Origin of the sequence: Paenibacillus sp. FSL P4-0338, from assembly GCF_038002365.1 — a bacterium.
Classification (GTDB): Bacteria; Bacillota; Bacilli; order Paenibacillales; family Paenibacillaceae; genus Paenibacillus_AQ.
In genome coordinates this window covers 2,288,448-2,310,394 of the sequence record NZ_JBBOCG010000001.1, presented here as the reverse complement: position 1 = coordinate 2,310,394, position 21,947 = coordinate 2,288,448, and the positions used below count along the sequence as shown (strand labels likewise).

The following is a 21,947-nucleotide window of genomic DNA, read 5'->3' as shown; positions in this document are numbered from 1 at the left end:
TCACTCAACGTCAAGGTTTAGTATAAACCCTAGAAAAGGAGGCTGTCACGATGAAGACGTTAATCAAAGGAGCGACGATCTTAACCATGGGAAACGAGGAACCCTATATTGGAGATATTCTCATCGACGGAGACCGCTTAGCGGATATTCAGTCCATCATATCCACTGGGGCAGATGTGGTTATTCATGGCGAGGGTATGGCAGCAATGCCTGGGCTAATCAACGCCCACCAACACACACCCATGAGCTTGTTGCGGGGGTTTTCCGACGATTTGAAACTTATGGATTGGTTGAACCAAAAAATGCTCCCTGCTGAAGCACGAATGACTCCAGAGGACATTTATTGGGGAGCGAAGCTCGCGATGGCGGAAATGATTAAATCGGGTACTACTGCTTTCGCCGACATGTACATCCACATGAATGAAATCGCTGCAGCGGTAGAAGAGGTTGGTATGCGGGCTTCTTTAACACGGGGGCTCACTTTCCTCGAAAATGACAAAGGTCGGCGAATGTCCGAGGCACTCCATCTCATCCGTCACTGGAACGGTAAAGCAGAAGGCAGAATTACGACGATGCTGGGCCCACATTCCCCTTACACAGTTCCTCCGCAGCCCTTTAGAGAGGTTATCGATTTGGCGGAGCAGGAGAACATTCCGTTACATACTCATTTGGCCGAAACGAAGGAGGAAGTCATTACGATTCGGGAAAAGTATAATCAGACCCCAACCGAATATTTGTATCACCTCGGTTTGTTTGAAAAGGCGCATGTGCTCCTCGCACATAGCGTGCATCTAAATCGTCGTGATATCGGTTATCTGAAGAGTATGCGGGGTGGCGTGTCCCATAATCCAGTAAGCAATCTCAAACTTGGCTGCGGCATAGCGCCGATTAAGGATATGGCTGAGCAAGGGATTACTATAGGTTTAGGCACGGATGGGGCGGGCAGCGCCACTACGTTAGACATGTTTGAGGAGATCCGGGCAGCAACATGGCTGCAAAAGTTGGATTACGGCGATCCTACGAAGCTTCCCGCAATGGATGCTCTTCGCATGGCGACGGCTGGAAGTGCGGAATTGCTCCGCATTGCCCATGAGGTGGGCACATTGGAAATTGGGAAGAAGGCAGATATCATCTTGATTGATATGAGAAAACCCCACTTGCAGCCAATACACAACCTCCATTCACTGCTCGCATACTGCGCTAATGGTGCAGATGTGGACACCACCATTGTTAACGGAAAAGTGTTAATGCAAGGCCGTCAACTGCTCACCATTGATGAAGACGAGTTATTGGAGCAAGTATCGCTGCGCTCTAAGCGTATCGTTAAAGACATCTAATATTCCTGAGTACTTTATTTTCTTTAACATCGCCACAGAGGCTTGTTTTTGTTGAGGTTGTGATCTATGCTAATACTGCATAAAAAACAATATATTCCAACTTTATCAGTTACACTTGATTGGTAGGGGGCACTATGCTCCACAAGTATACGGATCACATTCAAATGGAGGCCTGATAATCATGATTTTGGAGGATTTGTATTATGGGAGTTTGCATCCCAATGAGCGGATTAAACCAAACGATCCGGAATTGCAAAGCTACAAAGTGAATCCTGTTCGTTGCATTCGGCATTATCTTTTGTCCAAGACTACAAAATAGGTGCGTTAATGATGATTGAGGTTTTTGGTGGGGAGAGAAGTTAACTAAAATAAAAAGGAGGGCCACACGATGAAACTAGGAGCAACCTTATACATCAAAAATACCATTGAAGCTGTAGCATTTTATTCAGAAGCCTTCGGACTTACCTTGGGCTACCATGAGAAATTCCCGGATGGCACATTTATGCATGCGTCTTTACTTAGAGACGGACAAGAAATATTTGCTGTCAGCGAATCACACAATGATAACTTGGTTAGAATTATGCTCTCATCATCATTAGAGGGATCACGCCCAACGATGAGTTATGGGATTAATTTTGAGCGTGAAGAAGAAGTGAAGAGAGCTTACGAAATGCTAGCGAAGAGCGGTACGGTGTTATTTCCGTTAGGCTCCCTTCCATGGAGCTCCTGCTGTGCAGAAGTCGTAGATAAGTATGGTGTGTACTGGTATATCGCTGTATAGATCTAGCCTTCAAGCTCCCTCTGCTCAATGAAGCTCACCGTATTTCCATCCGGATCAAGGAACCAGAACGAATAGGCACCCCACGGTCTACGCTCAGGTGGAGAGGTAATCCCGATACCGGGGATGGCTTGCTTTAGTCGAGCATATTCAGCCAAGACATCATGGACGTAGAACATTAGAGACATATTCTTGTCATTGACTACGTTCACTTGGCCCGGATTATAGACCGCAAGCTGAGCACTGTCAAATCCGTAATGCTGTCCTTCAGCAACATTTTGGATGAAATGGGTTACGCTCATTATCCTAACGGGCCAGTTCTGTCCATGTCTCGTTCAACCACTGAGCAAACTTTTCTTTCTCTTCGAAATGCGGATAATGCGCCGATTCTTGGAACACTACAAATTCCTTTTGTGGTGCTTTCAGTTCATCCAGATATTTACGTGCCTCGTTCACCGAAGTTAATTGGTCATATTTCCCCATCACAAAATAGACAGGGATCTGAATAGTATCCACCAGTTCCGTGAGATCACGATGTGTTACTTCTGTCATAAGTATAGGTTCTGAAACCGAGATGCCTCTGAAAAAGCGGACGGCATCCAGTAAATTATATTCCGTCCCCCAAAACAAGCCTTTAACCAAATCCGCCTTATCGTCAATCTGCCTTACTGATCCTCCATATTTTCTAATGGTGTCACGGGGAGTGATCGAGTCTCCAGTCGTAATTGGCTCTCTCAATAGTTCCAGATTTTCCGCCTCAGTATTATTGCCGGCAAGCCTCGCTTGATCAATTGCAAACTTCAAACTCTCCAACTCGCTATTAACCCAATTCCCCATCTGCCCGATTCCAATGTAGGCACTGAACTTGTCAGGCGCCTTGTTTGCAGCCTGCGCCGCAATGTATGTTCCAAAGGAGTGACCGATCAGCAATACTTTCTTCTGCCCAAATTCCTTCTCAATATAATCCGTAAGAGCCAGCAGATCATTCACTAACGTATCAGATGATAGATTTGAATAATCCTCTGAGAAAAGATAAGATTTCCCGCTGCCCCTCTGGTCATACTGAACAACAGTGAAATTCTGCTCTAGTACATCCTGGTATTTCCTCACATACGGAGTCTCTGGTACCCCAGGCCCACCATGCACGAAAATCACTAGCGGATTTCTCCGATCCCTTCCCCGGATCATTACCTCCTGCCTCGTACCATTAATCTCAATCTGCTGTAAAGTACTTACACTGTTATTTCCATTAATGCTAGGAGTCCATGTTGGAAAAACCAGCCCCACTCCAACAAGCGCCACCATCAGAAGTAGACACAACATGAACACCCGCAAGGCTATCTTTACTTTTGATCTCTTCTTCTTCACTTTCGTACTCCTATCTACACTTATTTCAATTGTTTGTGTCATTCGATCTCATAAAACCGTTTCGCTATATTCGTCGCGTTCGTGTGCCAATCAATTGCACCATCAATATGTATTACAGGACACGTTAGAGTTTCCGCCCATTGTTCAATTCTTGACAGCGAACGCGAAGCCACGAAATCTGTAAATTTCAAATGTTGCTCGTACATATCACCGCCTTTGCGGATACGTTCTCCATGTTCGCTATACGCTCGTTGCTCTACACGTTCCATACGCAGTTCAATTGGTGCTGAGATAAATACAGCGAGGTCGTAATACTTAGGAATTGTGTCGCCAAAATCACCCGTGACAGCGGTGAGGACAAACGAACGATATTTCTCAATGTCGGAAAGTATTAAACTCAAACAGTCCTCATAAGGACGGACTACGGTATATGGAATTACTGATTTTTTAAAGTGGTAATCCTCGTGATCCATATGCTTAGAGTTCAATATGTGCGCCAGTTCACGTCCAAGTGTAGTCTTTCCGCTTCCATTTGCCCCGAACAAAATTATTCCATGAGTTTTATTCATTTTGCTGCCCTCCAACGCTAATCTAGTACTTTAGTTATAGGTGCGTTAATGATGATTGAGGTTTTTGGTGGGAGAGAAGTTAACTAAAATAAAAAGGAGGTCCACAGAATTAAACTAGGAGCAACCTTATACATTAAGGATACCATTGAAGCTGTAGCATTTTATTCAGAAGCCTTTGGACTTACCCTGGGGTACCATGAGAAATTCCCGGATGGCACATTTATGCATGCGTCCTCACTTAGAGACGGACAAGAAATATTTGCTGTCAGCGAATCACACAATGAAACCTTGGTTAATCTCATGCTCTCATCATCATTAGAGGGATCACGCCCAACTATGAATTATGGGATTAGCTTTGAGCGTGAAGAAGAAGTGAAAAAGGCATACGTAATGCTAGCGAAGGGCGGCACGGCGCTGTTTCCGTTAGGCGCCCTTCCATGGAGTTCCTGCTGTGCTGAAGTTGTCGATAAGTACGGCGTGTACTGGTAAATTACAGTAGATCCTTCTTCTCAATGAAGCTTACCGTATTGCCATCGGGATCAAGGAACCAGAAAGAATAAGCGCCCCACGGTCTGCGTTCAGGTGGAGAGGTAATCCCGATGCCGGGGATGGCTTGCCTTAGACGGTCATATTCAGCCAAGACATCATGGACATAGAACATTAGAGACATATTTTTGTCATTGACCACGTTCACTTGGCCCGGATTGTAGACTGCAAGCTGAGCGCTGTCGAATCCGTAATGCTGTCCTTCAACAACTGGAGACTCCTTGAGCACGATTTTATAAAAAGCAGCCAGGCGCGGCGCATTGTCAGTGAGGATACAGACACCACAAAGTTTCATATGTATACCTTCTTCCTTATTTTGGACGACATAGGTTACGCTCATTATCCCAAATCCTGTTAAGCATCACAAGTTATTCATGCGTTGCTCTTACTAATAACATAGTTACAGCAAATAACCGGGGGATAGTCAACTTCGGTTCTTTGTTGTTGAAATCACTAATCGTGCAGGGAAGGGCTGCTGCAAGCCGTCATACTAGATAAGTGTAAATTGATCCAGATGACCCAACTTGAAGGAGCATAACGATGAAGAGAACAACACGGAGAAAAGAAATACTGCTGAAAGGCATAGCGGTGCTGCTGATTGTGATCCTTGCTACGGCTGCATGTTGGCATGAGATTGGAACTCTTTTGGCCTCAGGGAAGGTTGACAATGAGTCCGTTATGGTGCAGAGCATCATGGACAAGACAGCGACTCCAGGTATAGCGATTCTATCCACCAGTCACGGTAAGACCGAATTCAAAACCTACGGCAATGCTGATAAGGAGCAGAGAAGGCCGGTTACGGCGGAGTCACTTTTTGAGCTAGGCTCAACGACTAAGGCATTCACGGCTCTGGCTGTGAGTATGCTGCAAAATCAAGGGGACTTGGCTTATACCGATGATGTCTCGCAATATCTGCCAGAGTTTGCTCCGGCCTACAAGGGGGAGAAGGTTGAGATCACGATTAACCAGCTACTCGCACATACCAGCGGAATTCCGTCCTGGAGCATCCGCCTGATCCCTGAAGGTTCAGGTAAAGAGCAGCTTGCAGCGACCATACATACGATGTCCAGTCTAGCGCTGGATACCCAGCCGGGCAGTGCCTATCAGTACGCAACAGTGAATTACGATATTCTGGCAGCGATTATTGAACAAGTTACAGGGATGAGCTATCAGGATTATGTGACGGAGCACATTTTGAAGCCGCTGGGGATGAACGACAGTTATTTCTCGACAGGACAGGAACGGAAGCCGGAGCAGCTTGCGCAGGGGTATCGGGTGTTTTTTGGCAAAAGCATGGCTTACGATGCCCCTAGATACTACGGAAATATAGCCGCAGGTTATCTGGTGACGAGTCTGAACGATTTACAGCACTGGGTCAACGCCCAGATGGGAAGCAGCGCGATCCCGGATGATCTGCATAAGGCCATTCAGCAATCGCATGAGCCTGACCTCCGAACAGCGGGACATGAAAGTGAAGACTTACTCTATGCCTTCGGCTGGAGCCAAGACCCGGAGACGCGGGTAATCCGTCATAGCGGCAGCAACCCAAATTATTCTTCCCAGGCGATCATTGATCCAGCGCGGAAGGAGGGGGTGTTCGTACTGGCTAATCTGAACTCTACCGCACCTGCGCTGATTGCCCAGAATATCTATAACCAGATGCAAGGGAAGCCGATGAAGGCCTTCAAGTATGACGACACCTATATCCTAATGGACGGGATAGCTTCGTTGTTAGTTGTGTTCACTCTGATTGGTATTGTGTTTAAGCTCATTCGGTTGGCGGGAGGGAGAAGCACATACACCATGGAAGAGAAGGTCATTCGCCATCAAAAGATCAAGGCGCGTATTACGCTTCTAATCAGAGCGCTGCTGCTAATATTTGTGCTGGGCTGGCCTTTTTTGGTAAATTACAATTACACTATGATTAGTGTATGGATGTCCTATTCCGTATTGCTGTGGATGGGGCTTGCTTCGCTTAGCTGCGTATTGTCCATGATTCTGGCAGGCAGACATTGGCGTTAATTATAGAGAGGGAGATGATCCTTATTAATCGCTGTACAAAAATAATATTGAGTATGCTTTTATGTTCATTACTTGTGGCACTTACCGCTTGTGATAGTAGTCCTAAGAGTACCGTTACCATTCTTGGCGGAAAAGAAAATATTAAATATGCGACTCTAAATAGTGATCCAAAGGCCTCTTTATCCGGTCAGACAGCTTCACCGTTTTCCTTTGCGTTTGAGGAAGAGAATCCTTCAGACATTCAATATTTGAAAAATGGCGAAGAGATTTCAATTGATTTTGGATCGAATCCGCCTGACACACTTTCCATAAGCGATGGATTACTTGATTCTAATGGAGATTATTTATATACATCCAAATTAATAACCGACGTTCCCTATGTTACAAAGAAAGGCGTGTATAGTTTCAATTTAGAAACGCACATCGCTTCTTCCTTAAGCTCTTACTATGAACAAGATAAAAAGGAATTTAGAGGTTTTATCATCAATGCATTCTGGGAGAAGCAGGAAAAGAAATATGCTTTTGCGATCCAATCAAGCGCTTACTGAAAGGGGCAGATGATGCGGAGGCTCGTTTTTGGCTAAAATAATTGACCGTAGTCTATGTTTTACTAACTTTGATACTATTCTCGATCATATAGTTAATAACTTTATCGCTCACATTAAATTTATCCAATACAGGCAGCCCGCGTTTAACGTTTTCGTGGTGCTCATCAATCTCTTCTTTTAAATCTTGCATTTTAGTTCGTAATGATTCTTTGCCGCCGTAGTCACGGCTTTTGTAATCAGAAGCGCCTAACTTCAGCTCTCTCCAGTGCATATTATCCAGCCAGACAAGCAATAGCCCGCCCACCAAGACCGCATGGGAAGAGAAGGTCCGCTCCATTGAAAGCCCTGTTTCAACAGCCATACTCTTAACTGTTTTGTATACATTTCTTAATTTCCTCATATCTGTTTCCTTTTCAATCATAATGGGGCCAAATGCCTGCAACATCCCAACTTCAAGGACGATCCATTGCGATCTAAACTTTCGGGCGGTACCTGATGGAAAGTCCTTGATTTTTTGTCGTACCCTTGAAACACTTATATCCCACTTCTGTGCTGCTTCGGATAATGTCAGGATTGTTTCATCGTTAAGATTGATATCGTTCATACATACACTGCTCCTATTCGTGAGGGAATATGGCTTGTTCTTATTATCAACTGAACTCGCAGGCCAGGCAAGGGAATGGAGACAAAGGAAATTCTGACTTAGGAAATAACAGTCGGATACAAGTTTCAAAAGGGAGCAAACAGACATCATGGAAAAAATGTATACTATATTCAGAATATTTGGAGGAGAAGGCGGGTATCATAAAATATTTAAAACTTTTCGATCTTTATGACGATAATAGAGGAAACATATCCCAAAAGGGAGTGCTTACCTTGAACAAGTTTATATCTGGGTTTATCACAGGCGCGTTATTGTTTGGTGGGGTTTCTGCTTTTGCTGCCTCATCAGGACTTATCGGTCAGAAAGTACAAGGTCTCTTTACAATTGAAAAGGCGGGGGTAAAGGTAGCTGATGCTGTAGTTATAAAAGGTTCAGCTTAGGCTCCTGTACGTGCTGTGGCAACTGCGATAGGAGCGGGGGTGATGGTAGAAGAGAAAAAAATAATTATGGAAGACTCAGTGTCGCAATGGGAGAACACGAAAAAGGAAAGAATGGTTATGCTTGAACAACTTAAAGCTGAACTGAACACACTCCAACAACAACTTTCTGATTTAGATGCTCAAATCAAGGCGCTGCAAAAAAACATACCCTTTGGAGAATATTAAATGAACAAAATTTTAATTATCATCTTTTCGAGTGCTCTTCTATTCGGGGGAGTTCATGGTATTTCTTTAGACAGCCTATCTTCATCGACATCTGTATCAGATAAGGCTGGGTTGAATGATCGCTTAGAAATGTTAAAGATTGAGCGCGATGAAATGGAATCTCAGATTCTAACAACAGAAAGCTTCATTGATAGTTACAAGAAAAATCAGGTGGATAAATGGAAAATTCAAATAGAGAAAAATCCAAACTCTCCCATGGTTCCCCAATGGCAAGAAGCATTTACTGACACTAGTGAATATTTGGAAGAACTTAAAGCTGATCTTGCCGCGCTTCGACAACAACTCATCAAGCTAGATTCACAAATAGAAGCACTCAGCCAATAAACCGTAGTACCGGAGTATCCTTAATCAATTACATTATAGTCATAAGAAAGCCTCTCCAATTTTGGAGGGGTTTTTACTCATGCTTGGAATGAGGAAAACAGGTGGTAGTGATAAAGAAACTTGAGTTATCCATTGACCTCACAAGACCGGCTGAAGAAATTACTGAAGCTACCATTACAATAATGGAGTTCTTTCCAGGGCGGCAGCTTGGTATTTTGCAGCAGGTTGATCAGGATATCGGCGATATACTGGCCGCGATGCAGCCGAAGGAAGATCAAGGACCTGTAGAAACGGCTAAAGAATCAACGTAGAAAGAATAAATTATCACAGCGCCGATTTAGGCGTTTTTATTTTGCCCTTTAATTGTTTTTTATGGTTTGGGGGCTACTTATTATTAGGGAGAACTCATAGAGAGGTCGGGGGAGAATGGATGACAAGGTTCACATGGTAAAAGCAATAGCTGCAACTGCTGGGGCAACTGTAGGCTACTTATGGGGAGGGTGGACCGTTATGTTACAAGCGCTGCTTGTGCTAGTCATTGTTGATTTTGTAACCGGATGAGCCGCCGCCTGGATTAACGGCATGATAATAAAGAGAATACAAGCGCCACTTTGAGCATGACTTATAACAAGTTACCTTACAGTGTATGAAATGAAACCAGCAGTTCACTTGACCGATTATGCTTTTTATTATACCGGCTCACATAATCTTAATTTAGAGTTCACATACCTTGTTGATGGTGTCAAAAAATATAAAACTATCACAGTGCCACAAAATGCCCCTGGACGAATAGCTTTAGATAAAGTATTAGACAATGTGGTAAATGTCAGTATTTATATTACCTCTGGAGTAGCTAAGGGAACGTATTTAGTGAAAGAGTTAAATGTATATGGAGTATTACAAACAGAGGTGCCAGTAGAGACTCCAGCGCTAACGCCTACACCAGAGCCATCTATTGAACCAACGTCAACAGTAACACCATCGCCGACTCCGGAACCATCGCCCGAGCAACCAACAGGTGACCGTGCGATCCTGGTTGTAACAATGAACACCGGCCTTGAAAAAGAGTTTGACCTGAGCATGGAGGAAGTGAATTCCTTTATCAACTGGTATGAGAATAAGCAAGCTGGAACAGGGAAGGCATCGTACGCCATTGATAAGCACGACAATAACAAAGGGCCATTTATTAGCCGCAAAGATTATGTAATTTTTGATAAGATACTTACATTCAGTGTAGATGAATATTCAGCAGAATAACTTCTTACTATGGTTAACCCTGCCTTTAAAGGTGGGGGGGCGTTAAGTAAAAGTTTCCTTACCCACATATACAAATGTTCCAAATAAAATATACTGGTCGTAAATAAGCAGAAAGCGGGATGAGTCATGAGTCAAACTCCAACAAGAAGTGAATTTCGCCGCGAAGTTAAAAGGCTAATAGACAAAGCGTGCGAGGCAGGGGCAGAATACGTAGATGTAGTATCTGGTGAGGTTCATAAAAACCTTGGTGGATACCCTGCACAAGATGGAAATCACAGGATGCCAATGTGTTGTGAAGCGATGTACGATTAGAAAAAGAGAATTGATGTAATTCTTTTCTCAACAACGAGTGGAAAAAGTAGTAAATTAAAGATTCGTTATTATACATTTGGATCCCATAGGACACCTAATGGATTATGGTGGCATCGTAGAGGGATAACACTTGAGGAACTTATGAGGATTTTAAGCACCCAAGAAGAAAAGGAAAGGTTTAGTACGGAATTGTTGAACAAAACGATCCCATGTCTACGGATTGGGAAATCAATGCTTACCTAAACTTATTAATTCAATAACCCGATAGTAGCGCTACTTGCCCCAAACTAACCCATCCCACCTGAACTTCAACCCCTAACTTCATGTTAGTGTCTTTTTCGTATGTTCCTAAGCTTCGCCATACTTCCGCCATGTTCTGGTTCCATCTACTCTGACATAATACGGTAAAGAACAGAGGTTGGTTTAACATCAGCCCTTTAAGGAGGAATTGGCATGTTTCATAAAACAGTGACGCTGCAGCCTTTTGCTGATATTTCGGTGCATACTGAGGGGTTCGAGATCGTCTCAGCTCAATTAGGTGGAGATGGCTGCATATATGTCCTGCTGATTAACCAGATCCCGGAACGGAAAAGCGGAATGTTCGTGCAATCCGCCTTGAAGCAACCGCGTACCTACAAGGTTCTGATGGTAGAAAGCCAAATTTATATCGATGAGATAATATTTCCTGATCAGCATTTTAATTATCATTATGTTCAGCCGCTTCGCAGACATCTGCTGTTGGTTGGAGCACGCAGTACGTATTATGGTGCAGGAAGATATGATCTGAACGCCAAAGTATGTGATTATACAGGACGTATCGTTCGTGAGTTCCTGCTTGGAGATGGGATTCAGAATGTTCAGGTGACGGAGAAAGGAACCATCTGGACCAGTTATTTTGACGAAGGCGTGTTCGGGAATAACGGGTGGGATCAGCCTGTCGGTGAACACGGCCTTGTGGCCTGGGATGAGCATGGAAACAAATTGTACGAAGATCATGTGTCTAATATTGCCGATTGTTATGCTTTGAATGTTGTCCGTGAAGAGCAGGTCTGGTTTTATTATTATACAGACTTTCTGCTCGGCTGCATCTCAGGCGGACCCAGTCAGCCCAAGGTTACGTTTATGAATCCTGAGATTTCCGGTTCGGCCGGGTTCTGCACGGATGGTTATCACTTCCTGTTCGATGGCGGTTACGGCAAACACGGAGAATATGTTATCAAGAAGCTTGAACAATCCAGCTTGACCAAAGGGCATAAGGTAAAGTTTCTGAATGAAAAATCCGTGCCGCTTGAACTAAAGTCGCAAGATTTCCGGGAAGACCGCGTGCTGTTCTGTGCAGATGATACATTGTATCAGATTTCGGTTAGTGATTTGCTCTGAGGGTGCGGGGTGCGGGGAAGTGACACGTACCCCATAATATGGTAGGGTTATTGCATTACGCGGAAATTGAGGGTGGCATACATAATGAAGGTTAAGATTTTATTTATTTTATTGACAGTTTCCTTAACAGTAAATGTAGTAATATTTTATGGATTATCGAAGTTTGATTTAGTTGAGAAAGGAAGTACAATTTCGAGTATCAATAAGTCAGCTTCAACTTCTATTGATATGCCTAACACAAGTAGTACTGGAATAAGTAGAACTAACACAAGTAGGACAGAAGATTCATTGACAATAATAGATCAAGATAAAATAGCAGCAACAGTAAAATCGGGTTACGGATATATCTATAGCTTAACTAATGATCAAATTATGAAGGCGATCAATGAAGGAAAAAGAGATCCTGGCTATATCGGCGAAGACTTCAAATTGCCTGTATTATCATCGACCAGCAAAGATAGAGCATTTGAATACATGGGCGTATTTATTGATACACCTTACAGATATGTGGCCATATATTCAAGTGATCTATACGAGAACTATGGCAGGACGTCATCTATTAATGAAGTGTATAAATTTATCGGCTATGATCATATTTCATTCTCTGCTTACTTGTTCGATGGATGGGCTCAGAAGATAGCCATGGAATTTACACAGGAGGGTGAAATCATCCAACCCTATAAGACCGAAGATAATGAGAATGGAGATATCAAGAGTATCAATTTTGATGTAAATGATATAGATTTTCGGGAACCCGCTTATTTGAAAATATATGAAAAAAGTAATCCTGAAAGGTATGCTGAATATAAGATCGCTTTCGAGGATTATGTGAAATAATATCCATTAGATTGAGGTGAGTGATATAACGATACTGCCTGTTATAATATTTATCTTAGTATTTGTACCTTCCATTGTACTCATTGTGAGTATGCCATATTTATCAAAAGAGACGATTAGTTTCGGAGTCACCGTCAGCGCTGGACAATTCCACAGTGAAACTCTGCGCCAGATGCGGAGGTCATATGCCAGAATTAGTTCTATTTTACATACCCTGCTATTCATTATTGGCATCCTATGCCTAATGTACAGTGATGAGCATTCGAGGCAAATCAGTTGGATCATGATTTCCTATGCACTCGCCATGCTCGTAATCTCCTTGCTTATTAACTATAGGTATCATTTGAAAATGAAAAGCTTACTACCTACGCTGCCTGCTGCTCCCGAATCACCGGTCATGGGGATGGAACCGGGATTTCGGAAAAGAAATGTTGGCCTGCCCAGTCATTGGTTTCTCATTCATGCTGTTATTATTGTGGTTAGTATTCTAACAGTGCTGCGCAACTACGATCTGATTCCTGACCAGCTACCTGTCCATTTCGACAGCAGTTGGACTGTAGACCGCTATGTAGATAAATCTTATAGTATCGTGTTTATACCTGCGATGATGCAGGTGTTAGGGGCACTTCTGTTCATTTATGAATATTGGAGAATGCGCAGAGGGAAGCAGCAGGTTAGAGAAGACGTATCTTACCGCCGTGCCTGGTCCAATTTTATGATTACAGCAAGCTTCTTGTTCGTTATCCTGTTATCCGTCGTGCAGCTAAATATGATGTCTCTGCTTCACATTAATTTTGTTATCCCCGTTGTCCTAAGCATTATTGCCTTTATCATCCTATATGCCTGCACCTTAACGTACTGGGCTGGTCAGCGTGAAAGCCGCAACACTTAATTAATAGTTGAGCGCTAGATCAGCCACACCTCAAATTTTGAGTACAAGCTGATCTAACGCGCTACAACGCAACGAAGTTGCTTTTACCTACAGCCTAACGTTATTTCCACTTAGTGGAGTCCTCAATCTGCCTTCCGCTTCTTCACCGGCACCCATACTTCAACTTCGGCATCCATAGGATTGCCATTGGTCAGTACCTCCGCAATTGGGTGTCCGGTATACACGTACTCATAATTATCGTTCAGGATGGCACCGAATGCCTCATCCTCCAGCCGGTCAAACGCAAGACGCGACAACCCGCCCTGACCCGACAATACTAAATACTCTCCTCCCGGAAAAAGCACTTCACCCGCAGCATCCGGCTCGGGCCCCAACGACTGAACGCCTGCAACATACAGGATCTTCCCATCCTCCTGAGCAATCGCGGCGAAGCCGTAGGGACTCTCAGACAAGGGAAGCAGAGAGGCCATGGAGCCGTTCTCCAGCGTGCTTTTGAAAAAAGCCGTTTTGAGCGGAGAATACGCCGGATCGTGCACCGCCTCGCCTTCACTTATAGCCGTCTTGTACCCGATGATGCGGAATGCTTCTTTCGTTTCAATTCTGGTCGAAATCATGACAATGTACCTCCTGGATCGTGGGATTGGTGTATTCCAAGCAAGCATAATCTACCAACTGTGACATCTGTATGGCATACTTGATTAGAGGTGGTTAGGATGAAAATGGATCGCTTGATTGCGCTCATTATGATCCTGCTGGAGCATGAGCAGATTAGTGCGCGCGAGTTAGCGGAGCGTCTCGAAGTCAGCAGACGAACAATTTACCGGGATATTGATATGCTGAACAGAGCCGGCCTGCCGATCTATACGCTCATGGGAGCATGGGGCGGTGTCGGCTTGATGAAATCCTACAAAGTGGGCAAAACCTTGTTCACCCCGCAAGAAATTCAGAACCTGCAGAATGGGATGCAGAGCTACAAGCAGCTTTTTGGGAGAAGGGAAATGGTGTATGCAGCGGAGAAGCTGAACACTCTCTACCCGGACAATGCAGAGGGCAGACCGAATGCGCCGTTCGTCATGGATCTGTCCTTGAATCAAGGGAATGAGTCGCTGCGCAGCCTGTTCGGGATGATCGAGACGGCGATGAATGAGCACGCTGTGCTGGCTTTTGCGTATACGGATGCGCGGGGGCAGATCAGTGAACGGCGGGTGGAGCCGTATCAGGTGGTTTTCAAGGAGAGTAGCTGGTACTTGCAAGCCTATTGTCTGGTCAAGCAGAACTACCGAGTCTTCAAGCTGGCCAGGATGAGTGGTCTCCAGATGACGAAGGAGCAGTTCGTTCCGAGAGCGTTCACCCCTCTTCCCATGGACGGAGGAGATTGGCTAAGTCAGGGCTGGCTGGAGGTTACGATCCGGCTGGACCGCTCCGTCATGGATCGCGTGATTGAACGGTTCGGCGCTGACCATATTCTGCGGGTGGATGAACACCACTGCTGGGCCAAGTATCCCATTATTGCGAATGACTATGGCTATGACCGGCTGCTCGCTTTTGGAGATAAATGTGAAGTGCTGGGGCCGCCTGAGATACGGAGCGGGTTCAAGGAATATGTGCGGGGGATTATGAGTAAGTATGAGGATTAATGTAAACTGGAGGTGCGGAAGATGGGAAACACAGTTAGGGGAGAGAAAAAAATTGGAGCAAGCGATTATCTGGCTTTAGCATTGTATGCGTTTGCAGGGTTTGGACTTGAGATCGTGTTATCTATGCTGTTGCCTTCGATCCTGGGAGTTAGAAGCTCTGAATACACGCTCATTCATCATTGTATCCATTGGGGACTAACCTGCTTGCTATGGGGAAGCATGGCCCTATTCCTGATCAGGCTCTCCAAGCGCAAATACGATTTTGACATGATGAACTTGCACGCAGCGCCGGACGCGAAGGAATGGTTGCTCGCGGTGGTGGTGTCGGTGATCGCCATTGCAGCTACAACTATCGTATGGGAGGGGTTTAAGCCGGTTCAGGAATACAAGGATGCGGTGAGGTTCGTTTTTCAGAATATCTATTACTTGTTCGAAGCTGCGCTGATCCTGCTGACGATTGCTTTTGGACAGAAATTCGGTGAAACGCTATTCAAAAGAGACAGGCTGCCCTACGGAGGGATATTCCTCGCACTCACTTGGGGCCTGATCCACATTCTGCTCCAGGGCGGGGCAACGGGCGTTTATGCGTTCTTCATGTCACTACTTTACGGAACGATATACATAATGTTGAGAAAGAATGTGCGGTATTCGTATTTGGTGATTGCGGTTGTGTTTGTTTTGTGAGGCAGAATGGGGAGAGGCTAGGGTGAATGAAATGAAGTATTCGATATGGATTGAAGCTGAAGAATGGGTTGAAGGGGAATGGAACTAGACGAATGCAGTCGTAAGCGGATTGAAGAGGTAATTGCACATTTAGTAGTTAGTGGTGAGTTATGAACTATCTCATTCTGAAAAAGTACCACAAAAGTCAATCATAAAGTGACACTAGGTTGTGAAAAACTATTTTATGAGGAGTAGTCGCATGCTTACAGATCTTATTCACAGACTTGGCCTCACATTGCCTGTTGCATTAGTTGAGGAGTTGGAGCTGCACAAGGAGAAACAAAAGGATCAAAACTACTTTTTGAGATTAATGGAAGCTGACGAAATTGTTGAATTAGTTGATTATTTGTCCAAAATAGAGGCTTATCGGGATATGATTCCTTTGTGGAGTGACGATCATTCAAACTATATTGGCTTGTACGTACAAGGCACATGCAAATACAGGATATGTTATATCGATCATGAGGAAACGGATGTATCTCCGGCCTTTAGAAGTATACGTTCATTTATAACGAAAATCGAAGAATATCCTGATCTGGATTGGCATGATTTGAATAAAGACTATCCAGCAGAATTTGAAGTTAGTCAAACTGAAATGAATGAAGACCTCGCTTGTATTGACGAGTTGAATCGAATGATAAGCTCTGACCAACTTATAAGCGATGATATTCGCTGTCAGTATATTTTTTCGATTATGGCATTAACGCCAAAAGGAAATCTTAATTCCATCATAAAATATCTAGACGATGAAGATATGTTTGTTCAAGAAAGAGCATGTGAGATTATTGGATTTCATACTTATATACCAGCTAAGGAAAAGCTGGTGAAGATCTCCAAAAACGGAATGCATAATGGGAAAATAGCAGCCAAAAGAGCATTAGAAAGGATAAGGGAAGACCGAAAAAATGAAATTTAAAAGCTCTGAATTGCTCGTAAATCGACTCGAACTACTAGGAAATAGAGTACACAAAAGTGAATTTATAAATGAGATAAGAACTAGAATTATGGAATTTATTAAGGAGATTCAAGCGATAAACAGTGAACTTTTGAAATCTGTTTATTTTTCTAAGTTGTTGGGGTTTTGTGATAATCAGAATAAAGGAGAGACAACATGCTGCCATCACTAACGTTTCTGAAACATCAATTAGAGGGGATTCTGCGTAATAAATTTGCACAGGGACATCAAACCTCCGGTTATTTAGCCCGATTGGAACAGCTTCCCTCAAGCTACGATGCTTATCTGGAATTCGCCCATAGCTTGGCTGATATTCCAATGCGGGAGAATTGGCCTTATTATGAGCCGGATGATTTGGAAGAGATATGGCGGGAATGCGATCCGGACAGACCTCTTGGGCAGCTCGGAGTCTTGAATTTGAAGGACAGTGCCAAGCGTGTAGAGGCAGGCTTCCTCGCTTCAGTCTGTGGTTCAATGCTGGGCAAGCCGATCGAGGTCAATCCCACGTTGCCAGAATTACGTCAAGCGTTAACCGCTATAGGGGAATGGCCGCTGAATGATTATATTTCTGAAAAAGCTCTCCATGCTTTGGATCGTCGCCATTGGTCCTGGTTCGAGACGACGCGGGGGCGGATTCGCTATGTGGCACCTGACGATGATATCAACTACACCTTAATGGGAATGATGGCGTTAGAGCAATTCGGTAAGGGTTTTACGAAAAGAAACCTAAGAGATTTATGGATCAATCATCTTCCGATAAGTACAACCTGGGGACCGGAGAGGGCCATCCTGGTTCGGTCGGGGATAAGCTATCTAGAGCATGACCAGGAATTATTCAATCATTCTGAGATGGAATCTTGGCCCGACTTCCTGGTGCAAGGTACAGAATTATGCGGTGCGGCAATTCGTGCAGATGCTTACGGCTATGCCTGCCCCGGTCAACCTGCGCTTGCGGCCGAGCTGGCTTGGCGTGATGCCAGTTTTACACACCGCCGGACAGGAATTTATGCCACGATGTTCATTGCCGCTGCAATTGCCGCCGCACATGTGCTGCGCGATCCGCTTGAAATAATAAGTACTGCACTGCAATTCGTCCCTAGAAGGAGCCGGTTCTATGAGATTACTGCGGATTGCCTGCAGATCGTAGCGGATGCAGATAACTGGCTGGACGCTTATCAGGACATTCATCAGAAGTACGCGAATCATTCCCACTGCCAGGTATATCAGGAAATCGGCACCTTGATAAATACCTTTCGATTTGCTGAGAATACCGGAGACGGAATATGCAAGCAGGTTATGCAAGGCAATGATACCGACAGCTTCGGAGCAACAGCAGGCTCGCTGCTCGGAGTGTATTTCGGCCCGGACAGCTTGGATGCGAGATGGCTGGAACCTTTCCAGGACCGGATTCATACGGGCTTATCTTATTTTCATGAGCAACAACTATCCCGCTTGGCTGAGCGTATAGGGCGTTTGCCAGAGCTGTTGCATACTGGTCAGCACCGTATTCAACCCAGCGAGCTGTATTTATGAAAGAGGTGAGTAACATAGCGAATTTAAGAAATGAAATAGCAGAAGCCATTGGAATAACATCTCCTAATCCCATAACTAATATCGAATATAGAATACTGGATTCAACGAAGGAAGATGGATATACAAGGAAATTAATTGAATATGATTCTTACGGAGACAAAGTTATTGCCTATCTTTTGCTTCCGGAAGTACTTGATAAAAACCCAGCGATTCTCATTAACCACCAGCATAACAGGGAGCATCATTTTGGAAAGAGCGAAGTGTGTGGATTAGCAGGAAATCCTTTACAAGCTTTCGGACCGGAATTGGTCAAAAAGGGATTTGTTGTGTTAGCTCCTGACTCCATATGCTTTGAGGACAGACGTACAAATGCACACGGAATTGAACCTCTCTCAGGCGACAGTGACTTTTGGCAACATTATAATGAAATGTGCTACCGTATAATACAAGGCGATTGTTTGATGAAAAAAGTGATAGATGATGCTATGAATGGTATAACATTGCTTTCTAATCTCTCTTTTGTTGACAATGAGTGTATTGGCACACTTGGACATTCATATGGAGGTAATACTGTTCTATTTCTATCTGCGTTAGATGAACGAATAGCCTTTAGCTGTGCAAGCGGCAGTGCGTGTACTTATGCAAATCGAATCAGTAACAATGTTGGGATCGAGATGGCGAGTGTAATTCCGAACTTCCACAGTAAATACGATATATATGATTTAGTATCTTGTATTGCACCAAGACGACTGCTTATTGTATCTGCGGATGATGATAAATATTCAAGAGATGCTGCATATATTGTTGAAAAAGCCAGCCCAGCCTATCTGGAACAGAAAGCTCTACATAACCTGCAACATATGAGATTTCAAGGCAGTCATGGGTTAACTGAAGAAAGATTTAATTATATTATTGGCTGGCTTAACTCAAATGGGAGACATTGTTAATCGCGTAATTTATATTCCCGCCATACGTTTTCATAGTCTTGGCTTTTTATGAAATAACGGTCTTCGAAGACATTGCTTTTGTAGATTTTAAGACCAAGTTGAATTCCGTCTTCCGTATCAGTTATGTTTCCCGTATCAACTAGTGTGGTCTCATCCATCTGGTCATAAGTAGTTGTATAGAAGTATTTATTTCCATCAATTGTGAGCCAAGTCACGGGATCGCTATTGGACAAATTATTGTTGCTTGTAGCTTTGGTATTTGAACATCCTAATAAAAGAAAGCAAACAGATATAATAAACAGAAGTTTTTTCATTTAATTAAGTCCTCCGGAGTTTTTCGTAAGCGCTATAAACATAGTTTATGGCGCTTACGAAGATTAGTTTAACTTTTGGAGTAAGGTTTCTTTTGGTTCGTTTGGTTAAGTAAATAGTCAGTACTCGTCATATGAAAATCTGCCAGCTTGATCAGAATCGCTGTGGGAATATCGACATCACCGCGTTCATAATTACTATAATCCGCTGGCTGCATTGCAAAAACTCCGCCATTTGAGTTTGCGTCAAATCCTTATCTTCGCGTAAATCCCGGATATGTTGATACATATCAAACACCTCCATCGCAAGCATATCTTAGCGAATTATTCGCTAGTGTAAACCTTTGAAACATCCAATAAAACAAAACATGACAATAAAGTACAAAATATACTATTGACTAATAGATTTATGCTATCCTTTATAGGATGGAATAAGATGCATTTTGAAGGGACGATTGTTTATGAGGAAAGTAATAGGATTGCTTATTTTTTGCATGATATTTATTAGTTTTTCAGAGATGGGAATTTCAGAAGCCAGCCAGCAATCAAAATATTTAACAAAGGAACAGAGTATCGTACCCCCGGTAACATTTTATGATAGTTCTGGAGAGAAGACAAACACATCGTTGAATTTTCTGACCAACGGTACATATGAATGGAAATGGACGATTCGCAGTGCACACCAATTTAGCTTTGATAAATTTTCGGACAATATGGTTTATTATAAGGACTTTAATGACATTTATACAGCAGTTGATGGAGAGGGAAAGAGAAACTGGATGTTTTTTGACGAACGGGCAAATGTATCTCGCACTACGAAGGGGACGCTTATTTCTACATTTTATGATCAAACAAGCACCCTTCAGATTATAGATGAAGAACCAAGAACTATTACTCAGCATGGATATATAAAAATATACAATTCAGATGAAACAGTTCGGGCAACTCTAAACTTTGTAAAACCTAATAGTCCTTTCTCAGAAATTTATTGGTTGGATAATAATGAGAATATAATTGTATTGGAACAAACAGGAATAGTTTCTTACAATAAAACCGGAAAGAAAAATTGGACGTATGAAACAGATGTTTTGGTTTCGGAGGATCGTCTTTTGGGCACAACAACAAATGTAGACAATATTTATTTTTCTGATTTAAACGGATATCTTATTGTTGAAATAGGCAATAAGATGATTTTATTGGATGATCAAGGCAAACCGGTTAATAGCGAGAAAATAGCGGGGAATTTACAAAGCTCATTCACAAATAATGATGATACCAATCAATGGAAAGGTGGCTCTTATGAAGCTGGTGAAGGTGCAATTCTAATCGCAAAAAATTTATCGGGGAAAATAAAATGGAGCTATAAATTGAGGAAATATGGACCACCTGAAAATATTGTTGCGAATTCTAAAGGACATGTGTTTTTTTCGGATAGTAACGGTAATATTTATGGATTAGACGAGATGGGAAATGAGATGTTCTGTTTATTACGTAATAATTCAGGGCTGACCCTCACTGAATTACTTGTGGACAATGAGGGCGACTTAATCGGAATCACAGATAATATAGGTATGTTTAAAATAGGTTTGCGGAAAGCTTCAATGCGTATTAATGGAGAGTTATTTAAACTCTCTAACCTGCCTATTGTGAAAAGTGGAGTTGTATTGGTACCCTATCGCGATTTACTTGAAAGATTGGGGTTCAAAGTAGTAGAGAACCAGAAAACACACGAAATCACAGGGAAAATGGTAAGTAAGGAAATTCGGTTTAAGCCAGGGGATACCACTGTATATCTTAATGGTAAACAGCGGAAACTTGCAGTTGGGGCTGAGATTCACAATGGAACAACTTATATTCCACTTCAACTCATTGCAGAAGTATCAGGGTTGGCAATGGAATGGGACCCAAGTATAAAAGAAGCGCGATTAGGCACAGCGTCTAGTATTGCTCAAAACGCAGTTGAACGCTTCTTGCTTCAAGTTGAACAGGGGGATGAGATTAAGATAAAGAATTCCTTAGTTACAAGTAACAATTTGAATTTGAAAGTTGCCAAACTTCTTGGAACTCATCACAGTTTTAAACAAATATATGATCTAAAATCAATCTCTGTTAAAGCTGTTGGTGAAGATGAAATGATTGTGGAAACTGTACAACGAAATCAACAATATTTTCAAGAAAATCAAGCAATACTTGATAAAGTAATGACAAATCATTTTACAATTAATCGGATGAAAGACGGACAATGGAAGATCAGTGATTTCGATTTATAGGTTTATGTCGATGTAGTCGGAACCCTAATGATCATGAATTTCCGGTCCCTTACTAAATACTTGCGAACGAAA

26 protein-coding genes and 1 pseudogene are annotated in these 21,947 nt (G+C 43.0%); 20 read left to right on the top strand and 7 right to left on the bottom strand.

Translation table 11 applies throughout. The features are described from left to right. Window positions 1–50: 50 nt before the first annotated feature. Both MKZ07_RS10205 and MKZ07_RS10200 read left to right on the top strand, forming a co-directional pair. Window positions 51–1,337 carry an amidohydrolase gene (locus MKZ07_RS10205; protein ID WP_341025685.1) on the top strand — a complete coding sequence of 429 codons (1,287 nt, stop codon included), beginning with the start codon at window positions 51–53 and terminating at the stop codon, window positions 1,335–1,337. Window positions 1,338–1,725: 388 nt separating this feature from the next. Then, entirely contained in the window at window positions 1,726–2,118 is a 393-nt protein-coding gene (locus MKZ07_RS10200) for a VOC family protein (RefSeq protein WP_341025683.1), read from the top strand. Between the two features lie 2 nt (window positions 2,119–2,120). On the opposite strand, the gene MKZ07_RS10195 is transcribed toward MKZ07_RS10200, so the two are convergent. The 3 genes from MKZ07_RS10195 to MKZ07_RS10185 are packed head-to-tail and all read right to left on the bottom strand — an operon-like array spanning window position 2,121 to window position 4,052. Further along, on the bottom strand, window positions 2,121–2,417 hold the full coding sequence (locus MKZ07_RS10195) for a VOC family protein (protein ID WP_051494047.1): 297 nt from the start codon (window positions 2,415–2,417) through the stop codon (window positions 2,121–2,123). A 4-nt stretch (window positions 2,418–2,421) separates the two neighbouring features. Then, a complete protein-coding gene (locus MKZ07_RS10190; protein ID WP_341025681.1) occupies window positions 2,422–3,483 on the bottom strand; it encodes an alpha/beta fold hydrolase in 1,062 nt (353 codons plus the stop codon). 38 nt (window positions 3,484–3,521) lie between these two features. Next, window positions 3,522–4,052 (bottom strand): AAA family ATPase, encoded by a 531-nt coding sequence (locus MKZ07_RS10185; protein ID WP_036701128.1) that lies wholly within the window; start codon window positions 4,050–4,052, stop codon window positions 3,522–3,524. Between the two features lie 108 nt (window positions 4,053–4,160). On the opposite strand from MKZ07_RS10185, the gene MKZ07_RS10180 reads away from it, so the two are divergent. Continuing rightward, complete coding sequence (locus MKZ07_RS10180) at window positions 4,161–4,541, top strand: VOC family protein (protein ID WP_341027958.1); 381 nt, start codon at window positions 4,161–4,163, stop codon at window positions 4,539–4,541. Between the two features lies 1 nt (window position 4,542). On the opposite strand, the gene MKZ07_RS10175 is transcribed toward MKZ07_RS10180, so the two are convergent. Next, on the bottom strand, window positions 4,543–4,893 hold the full coding sequence (locus MKZ07_RS10175) for a VOC family protein (protein WP_051494048.1): 351 nt from the start codon (window positions 4,891–4,893) through the stop codon (window positions 4,543–4,545). A 245-nt stretch (window positions 4,894–5,138) separates the two neighbouring features. Here MKZ07_RS10175 and MKZ07_RS10170 point away from each other — a divergent pair, with 245 nt between their 5' ends. Both MKZ07_RS10170 and MKZ07_RS10165 read left to right on the top strand, forming a co-directional pair. Beyond that, the gene (locus MKZ07_RS10170; RefSeq protein ID WP_341025678.1) at window positions 5,139–6,620 is read left to right on the top strand and encodes a serine hydrolase domain-containing protein; all 1,482 of its coding nucleotides are present in this window, start codon (window positions 5,139–5,141) and stop codon (window positions 6,618–6,620) included. Then, on the top strand, window positions 6,611–7,168 hold the full coding sequence (locus tag MKZ07_RS10165) for a hypothetical protein (RefSeq protein WP_341025677.1): 558 nt from the start codon (window positions 6,611–6,613) through the stop codon (window positions 7,166–7,168). The genes MKZ07_RS10170 and MKZ07_RS10165 overlap by 10 nt, the downstream gene beginning before the upstream one ends. Window positions 7,169–7,220: 52 nt before the next feature. On the opposite strand, the gene MKZ07_RS10160 is transcribed toward MKZ07_RS10165, so the two are convergent. Continuing rightward, a complete protein-coding gene (locus MKZ07_RS10160; protein WP_341025675.1) occupies window positions 7,221–7,772 on the bottom strand; it encodes a helix-turn-helix domain-containing protein in 552 nt (183 codons plus the stop codon). Window positions 7,773–7,801: 29 nt separating this feature from the next. Between MKZ07_RS10160 and MKZ07_RS10155 the strand changes: the two genes are divergently transcribed. The 9 genes and pseudogenes from MKZ07_RS10155 (at window position 7,802) to MKZ07_RS10120 (ending at window position 13,499) form a co-directional block, all read left to right on the top strand. Then, window positions 7,802–8,212: a hypothetical protein gene (locus MKZ07_RS10155; RefSeq protein ID WP_341025673.1), complete on the top strand. Its 411-nt coding sequence runs from the start codon at window positions 7,802–7,804 to the stop codon at window positions 8,210–8,212. A gap of 42 nt (window positions 8,213–8,254) precedes the next feature. Next, window positions 8,255–8,437, top strand: coding sequence for a hypothetical protein (locus MKZ07_RS10150; RefSeq protein ID WP_036701136.1), 183 nt, complete (start codon window positions 8,255–8,257; stop codon window positions 8,435–8,437). Further along, window positions 8,438–8,821: a hypothetical protein gene (locus MKZ07_RS10145; protein WP_341025670.1), complete on the top strand. Its 384-nt coding sequence runs from the start codon at window positions 8,438–8,440 to the stop codon at window positions 8,819–8,821. Between the two features lie 107 nt (window positions 8,822–8,928). Beyond that, window positions 8,929–9,132 (top strand): hypothetical protein, encoded by a 204-nt coding sequence (locus MKZ07_RS10140; protein WP_341025669.1) that lies wholly within the window; start codon window positions 8,929–8,931, stop codon window positions 9,130–9,132. A gap of 115 nt (window positions 9,133–9,247) precedes the next feature. Further along, window positions 9,248–9,382: a phage holin family protein gene (locus MKZ07_RS33555; RefSeq protein ID WP_372238094.1), complete on the top strand. Its 135-nt coding sequence runs from the start codon at window positions 9,248–9,250 to the stop codon at window positions 9,380–9,382. 447 nt (window positions 9,383–9,829) lie between these two features. Next, window positions 9,830–10,078, top strand: a pseudogene (locus MKZ07_RS10135) (ran-binding protein 10); the annotation flags it as partial. Between the two features lie 765 nt (window positions 10,079–10,843). Beyond that, window positions 10,844–11,770 carry a hypothetical protein gene (locus MKZ07_RS10130; RefSeq protein ID WP_341025668.1) on the top strand — a complete coding sequence of 309 codons (927 nt, stop codon included), beginning with the start codon at window positions 10,844–10,846 and terminating at the stop codon, window positions 11,768–11,770. 84 nt (window positions 11,771–11,854) lie between these two features. Continuing rightward, window positions 11,855–12,607: a hypothetical protein gene (locus MKZ07_RS10125; protein ID WP_341025666.1), complete on the top strand. Its 753-nt coding sequence runs from the start codon at window positions 11,855–11,857 to the stop codon at window positions 12,605–12,607. 349 nt (window positions 12,608–12,956) lie between these two features. Continuing rightward, on the top strand, window positions 12,957–13,499 hold the full coding sequence (locus tag MKZ07_RS10120) for a DUF1648 domain-containing protein (RefSeq protein WP_341025664.1): 543 nt from the start codon (window positions 12,957–12,959) through the stop codon (window positions 13,497–13,499). Window positions 13,500–13,621: 122 nt separating this feature from the next. Here the strand turns inward: MKZ07_RS10120 and MKZ07_RS10115 are convergent, their stop codons facing one another. Next, a complete protein-coding gene (locus MKZ07_RS10115; RefSeq protein ID WP_076160390.1) occupies window positions 13,622–14,113 on the bottom strand; it encodes an effector binding domain-containing protein in 492 nt (163 codons plus the stop codon). A gap of 105 nt (window positions 14,114–14,218) precedes the next feature. Here MKZ07_RS10115 and MKZ07_RS10110 point away from each other — a divergent pair, with 105 nt between their 5' ends. From MKZ07_RS10110 to MKZ07_RS10090, 5 genes are all read left to right on the top strand, one after another. Continuing rightward, window positions 14,219–15,136 carry a helix-turn-helix transcriptional regulator gene (locus MKZ07_RS10110; RefSeq protein WP_341025662.1) on the top strand — a complete coding sequence of 306 codons (918 nt, stop codon included), beginning with the start codon at window positions 14,219–14,221 and terminating at the stop codon, window positions 15,134–15,136. A 21-nt stretch (window positions 15,137–15,157) separates the two neighbouring features. Further along, window positions 15,158–15,820, top strand: a complete 663-nt coding sequence (locus tag MKZ07_RS10105) for a hypothetical protein (protein ID WP_341025661.1) — start codon at window positions 15,158–15,160, stop codon at window positions 15,818–15,820. Between the two features lie 238 nt (window positions 15,821–16,058). Then, window positions 16,059–16,775 carry an SMI1/KNR4 family protein gene (locus MKZ07_RS10100; RefSeq protein WP_076160385.1) on the top strand — a complete coding sequence of 239 codons (717 nt, stop codon included), beginning with the start codon at window positions 16,059–16,061 and terminating at the stop codon, window positions 16,773–16,775. A 195-nt stretch (window positions 16,776–16,970) separates the two neighbouring features. Further along, window positions 16,971–18,347 carry an ADP-ribosylglycohydrolase family protein gene (locus MKZ07_RS10095; RefSeq protein WP_341025660.1) on the top strand — a complete coding sequence of 459 codons (1,377 nt, stop codon included), beginning with the start codon at window positions 16,971–16,973 and terminating at the stop codon, window positions 18,345–18,347. Next, the gene (locus MKZ07_RS10090; RefSeq protein ID WP_341025659.1) at window positions 18,344–19,294 is read left to right on the top strand and encodes an alpha/beta hydrolase family protein; all 951 of its coding nucleotides are present in this window, start codon (window positions 18,344–18,346) and stop codon (window positions 19,292–19,294) included. The genes MKZ07_RS10095 and MKZ07_RS10090 overlap by 4 nt, the downstream gene beginning before the upstream one ends. On the opposite strand, the gene MKZ07_RS10085 is transcribed toward MKZ07_RS10090, so the two are convergent. Further along, complete coding sequence (locus MKZ07_RS10085; RefSeq protein WP_341025658.1) at window positions 19,291–19,608, bottom strand: hypothetical protein; 318 nt, start codon at window positions 19,606–19,608, stop codon at window positions 19,291–19,293. The genes MKZ07_RS10090 and MKZ07_RS10085 overlap by 4 nt on opposite strands. 458 nt (window positions 19,609–20,066) lie before the next feature. Between MKZ07_RS10085 and MKZ07_RS10080 the strand changes: the two genes are divergently transcribed. Next, on the top strand, window positions 20,067–21,875 hold the full coding sequence (locus MKZ07_RS10080) for a copper amine oxidase N-terminal domain-containing protein (protein WP_036701168.1): 1,809 nt from the start codon (window positions 20,067–20,069) through the stop codon (window positions 21,873–21,875). Window positions 21,876–21,947: the final 72 nt, after the last annotated feature.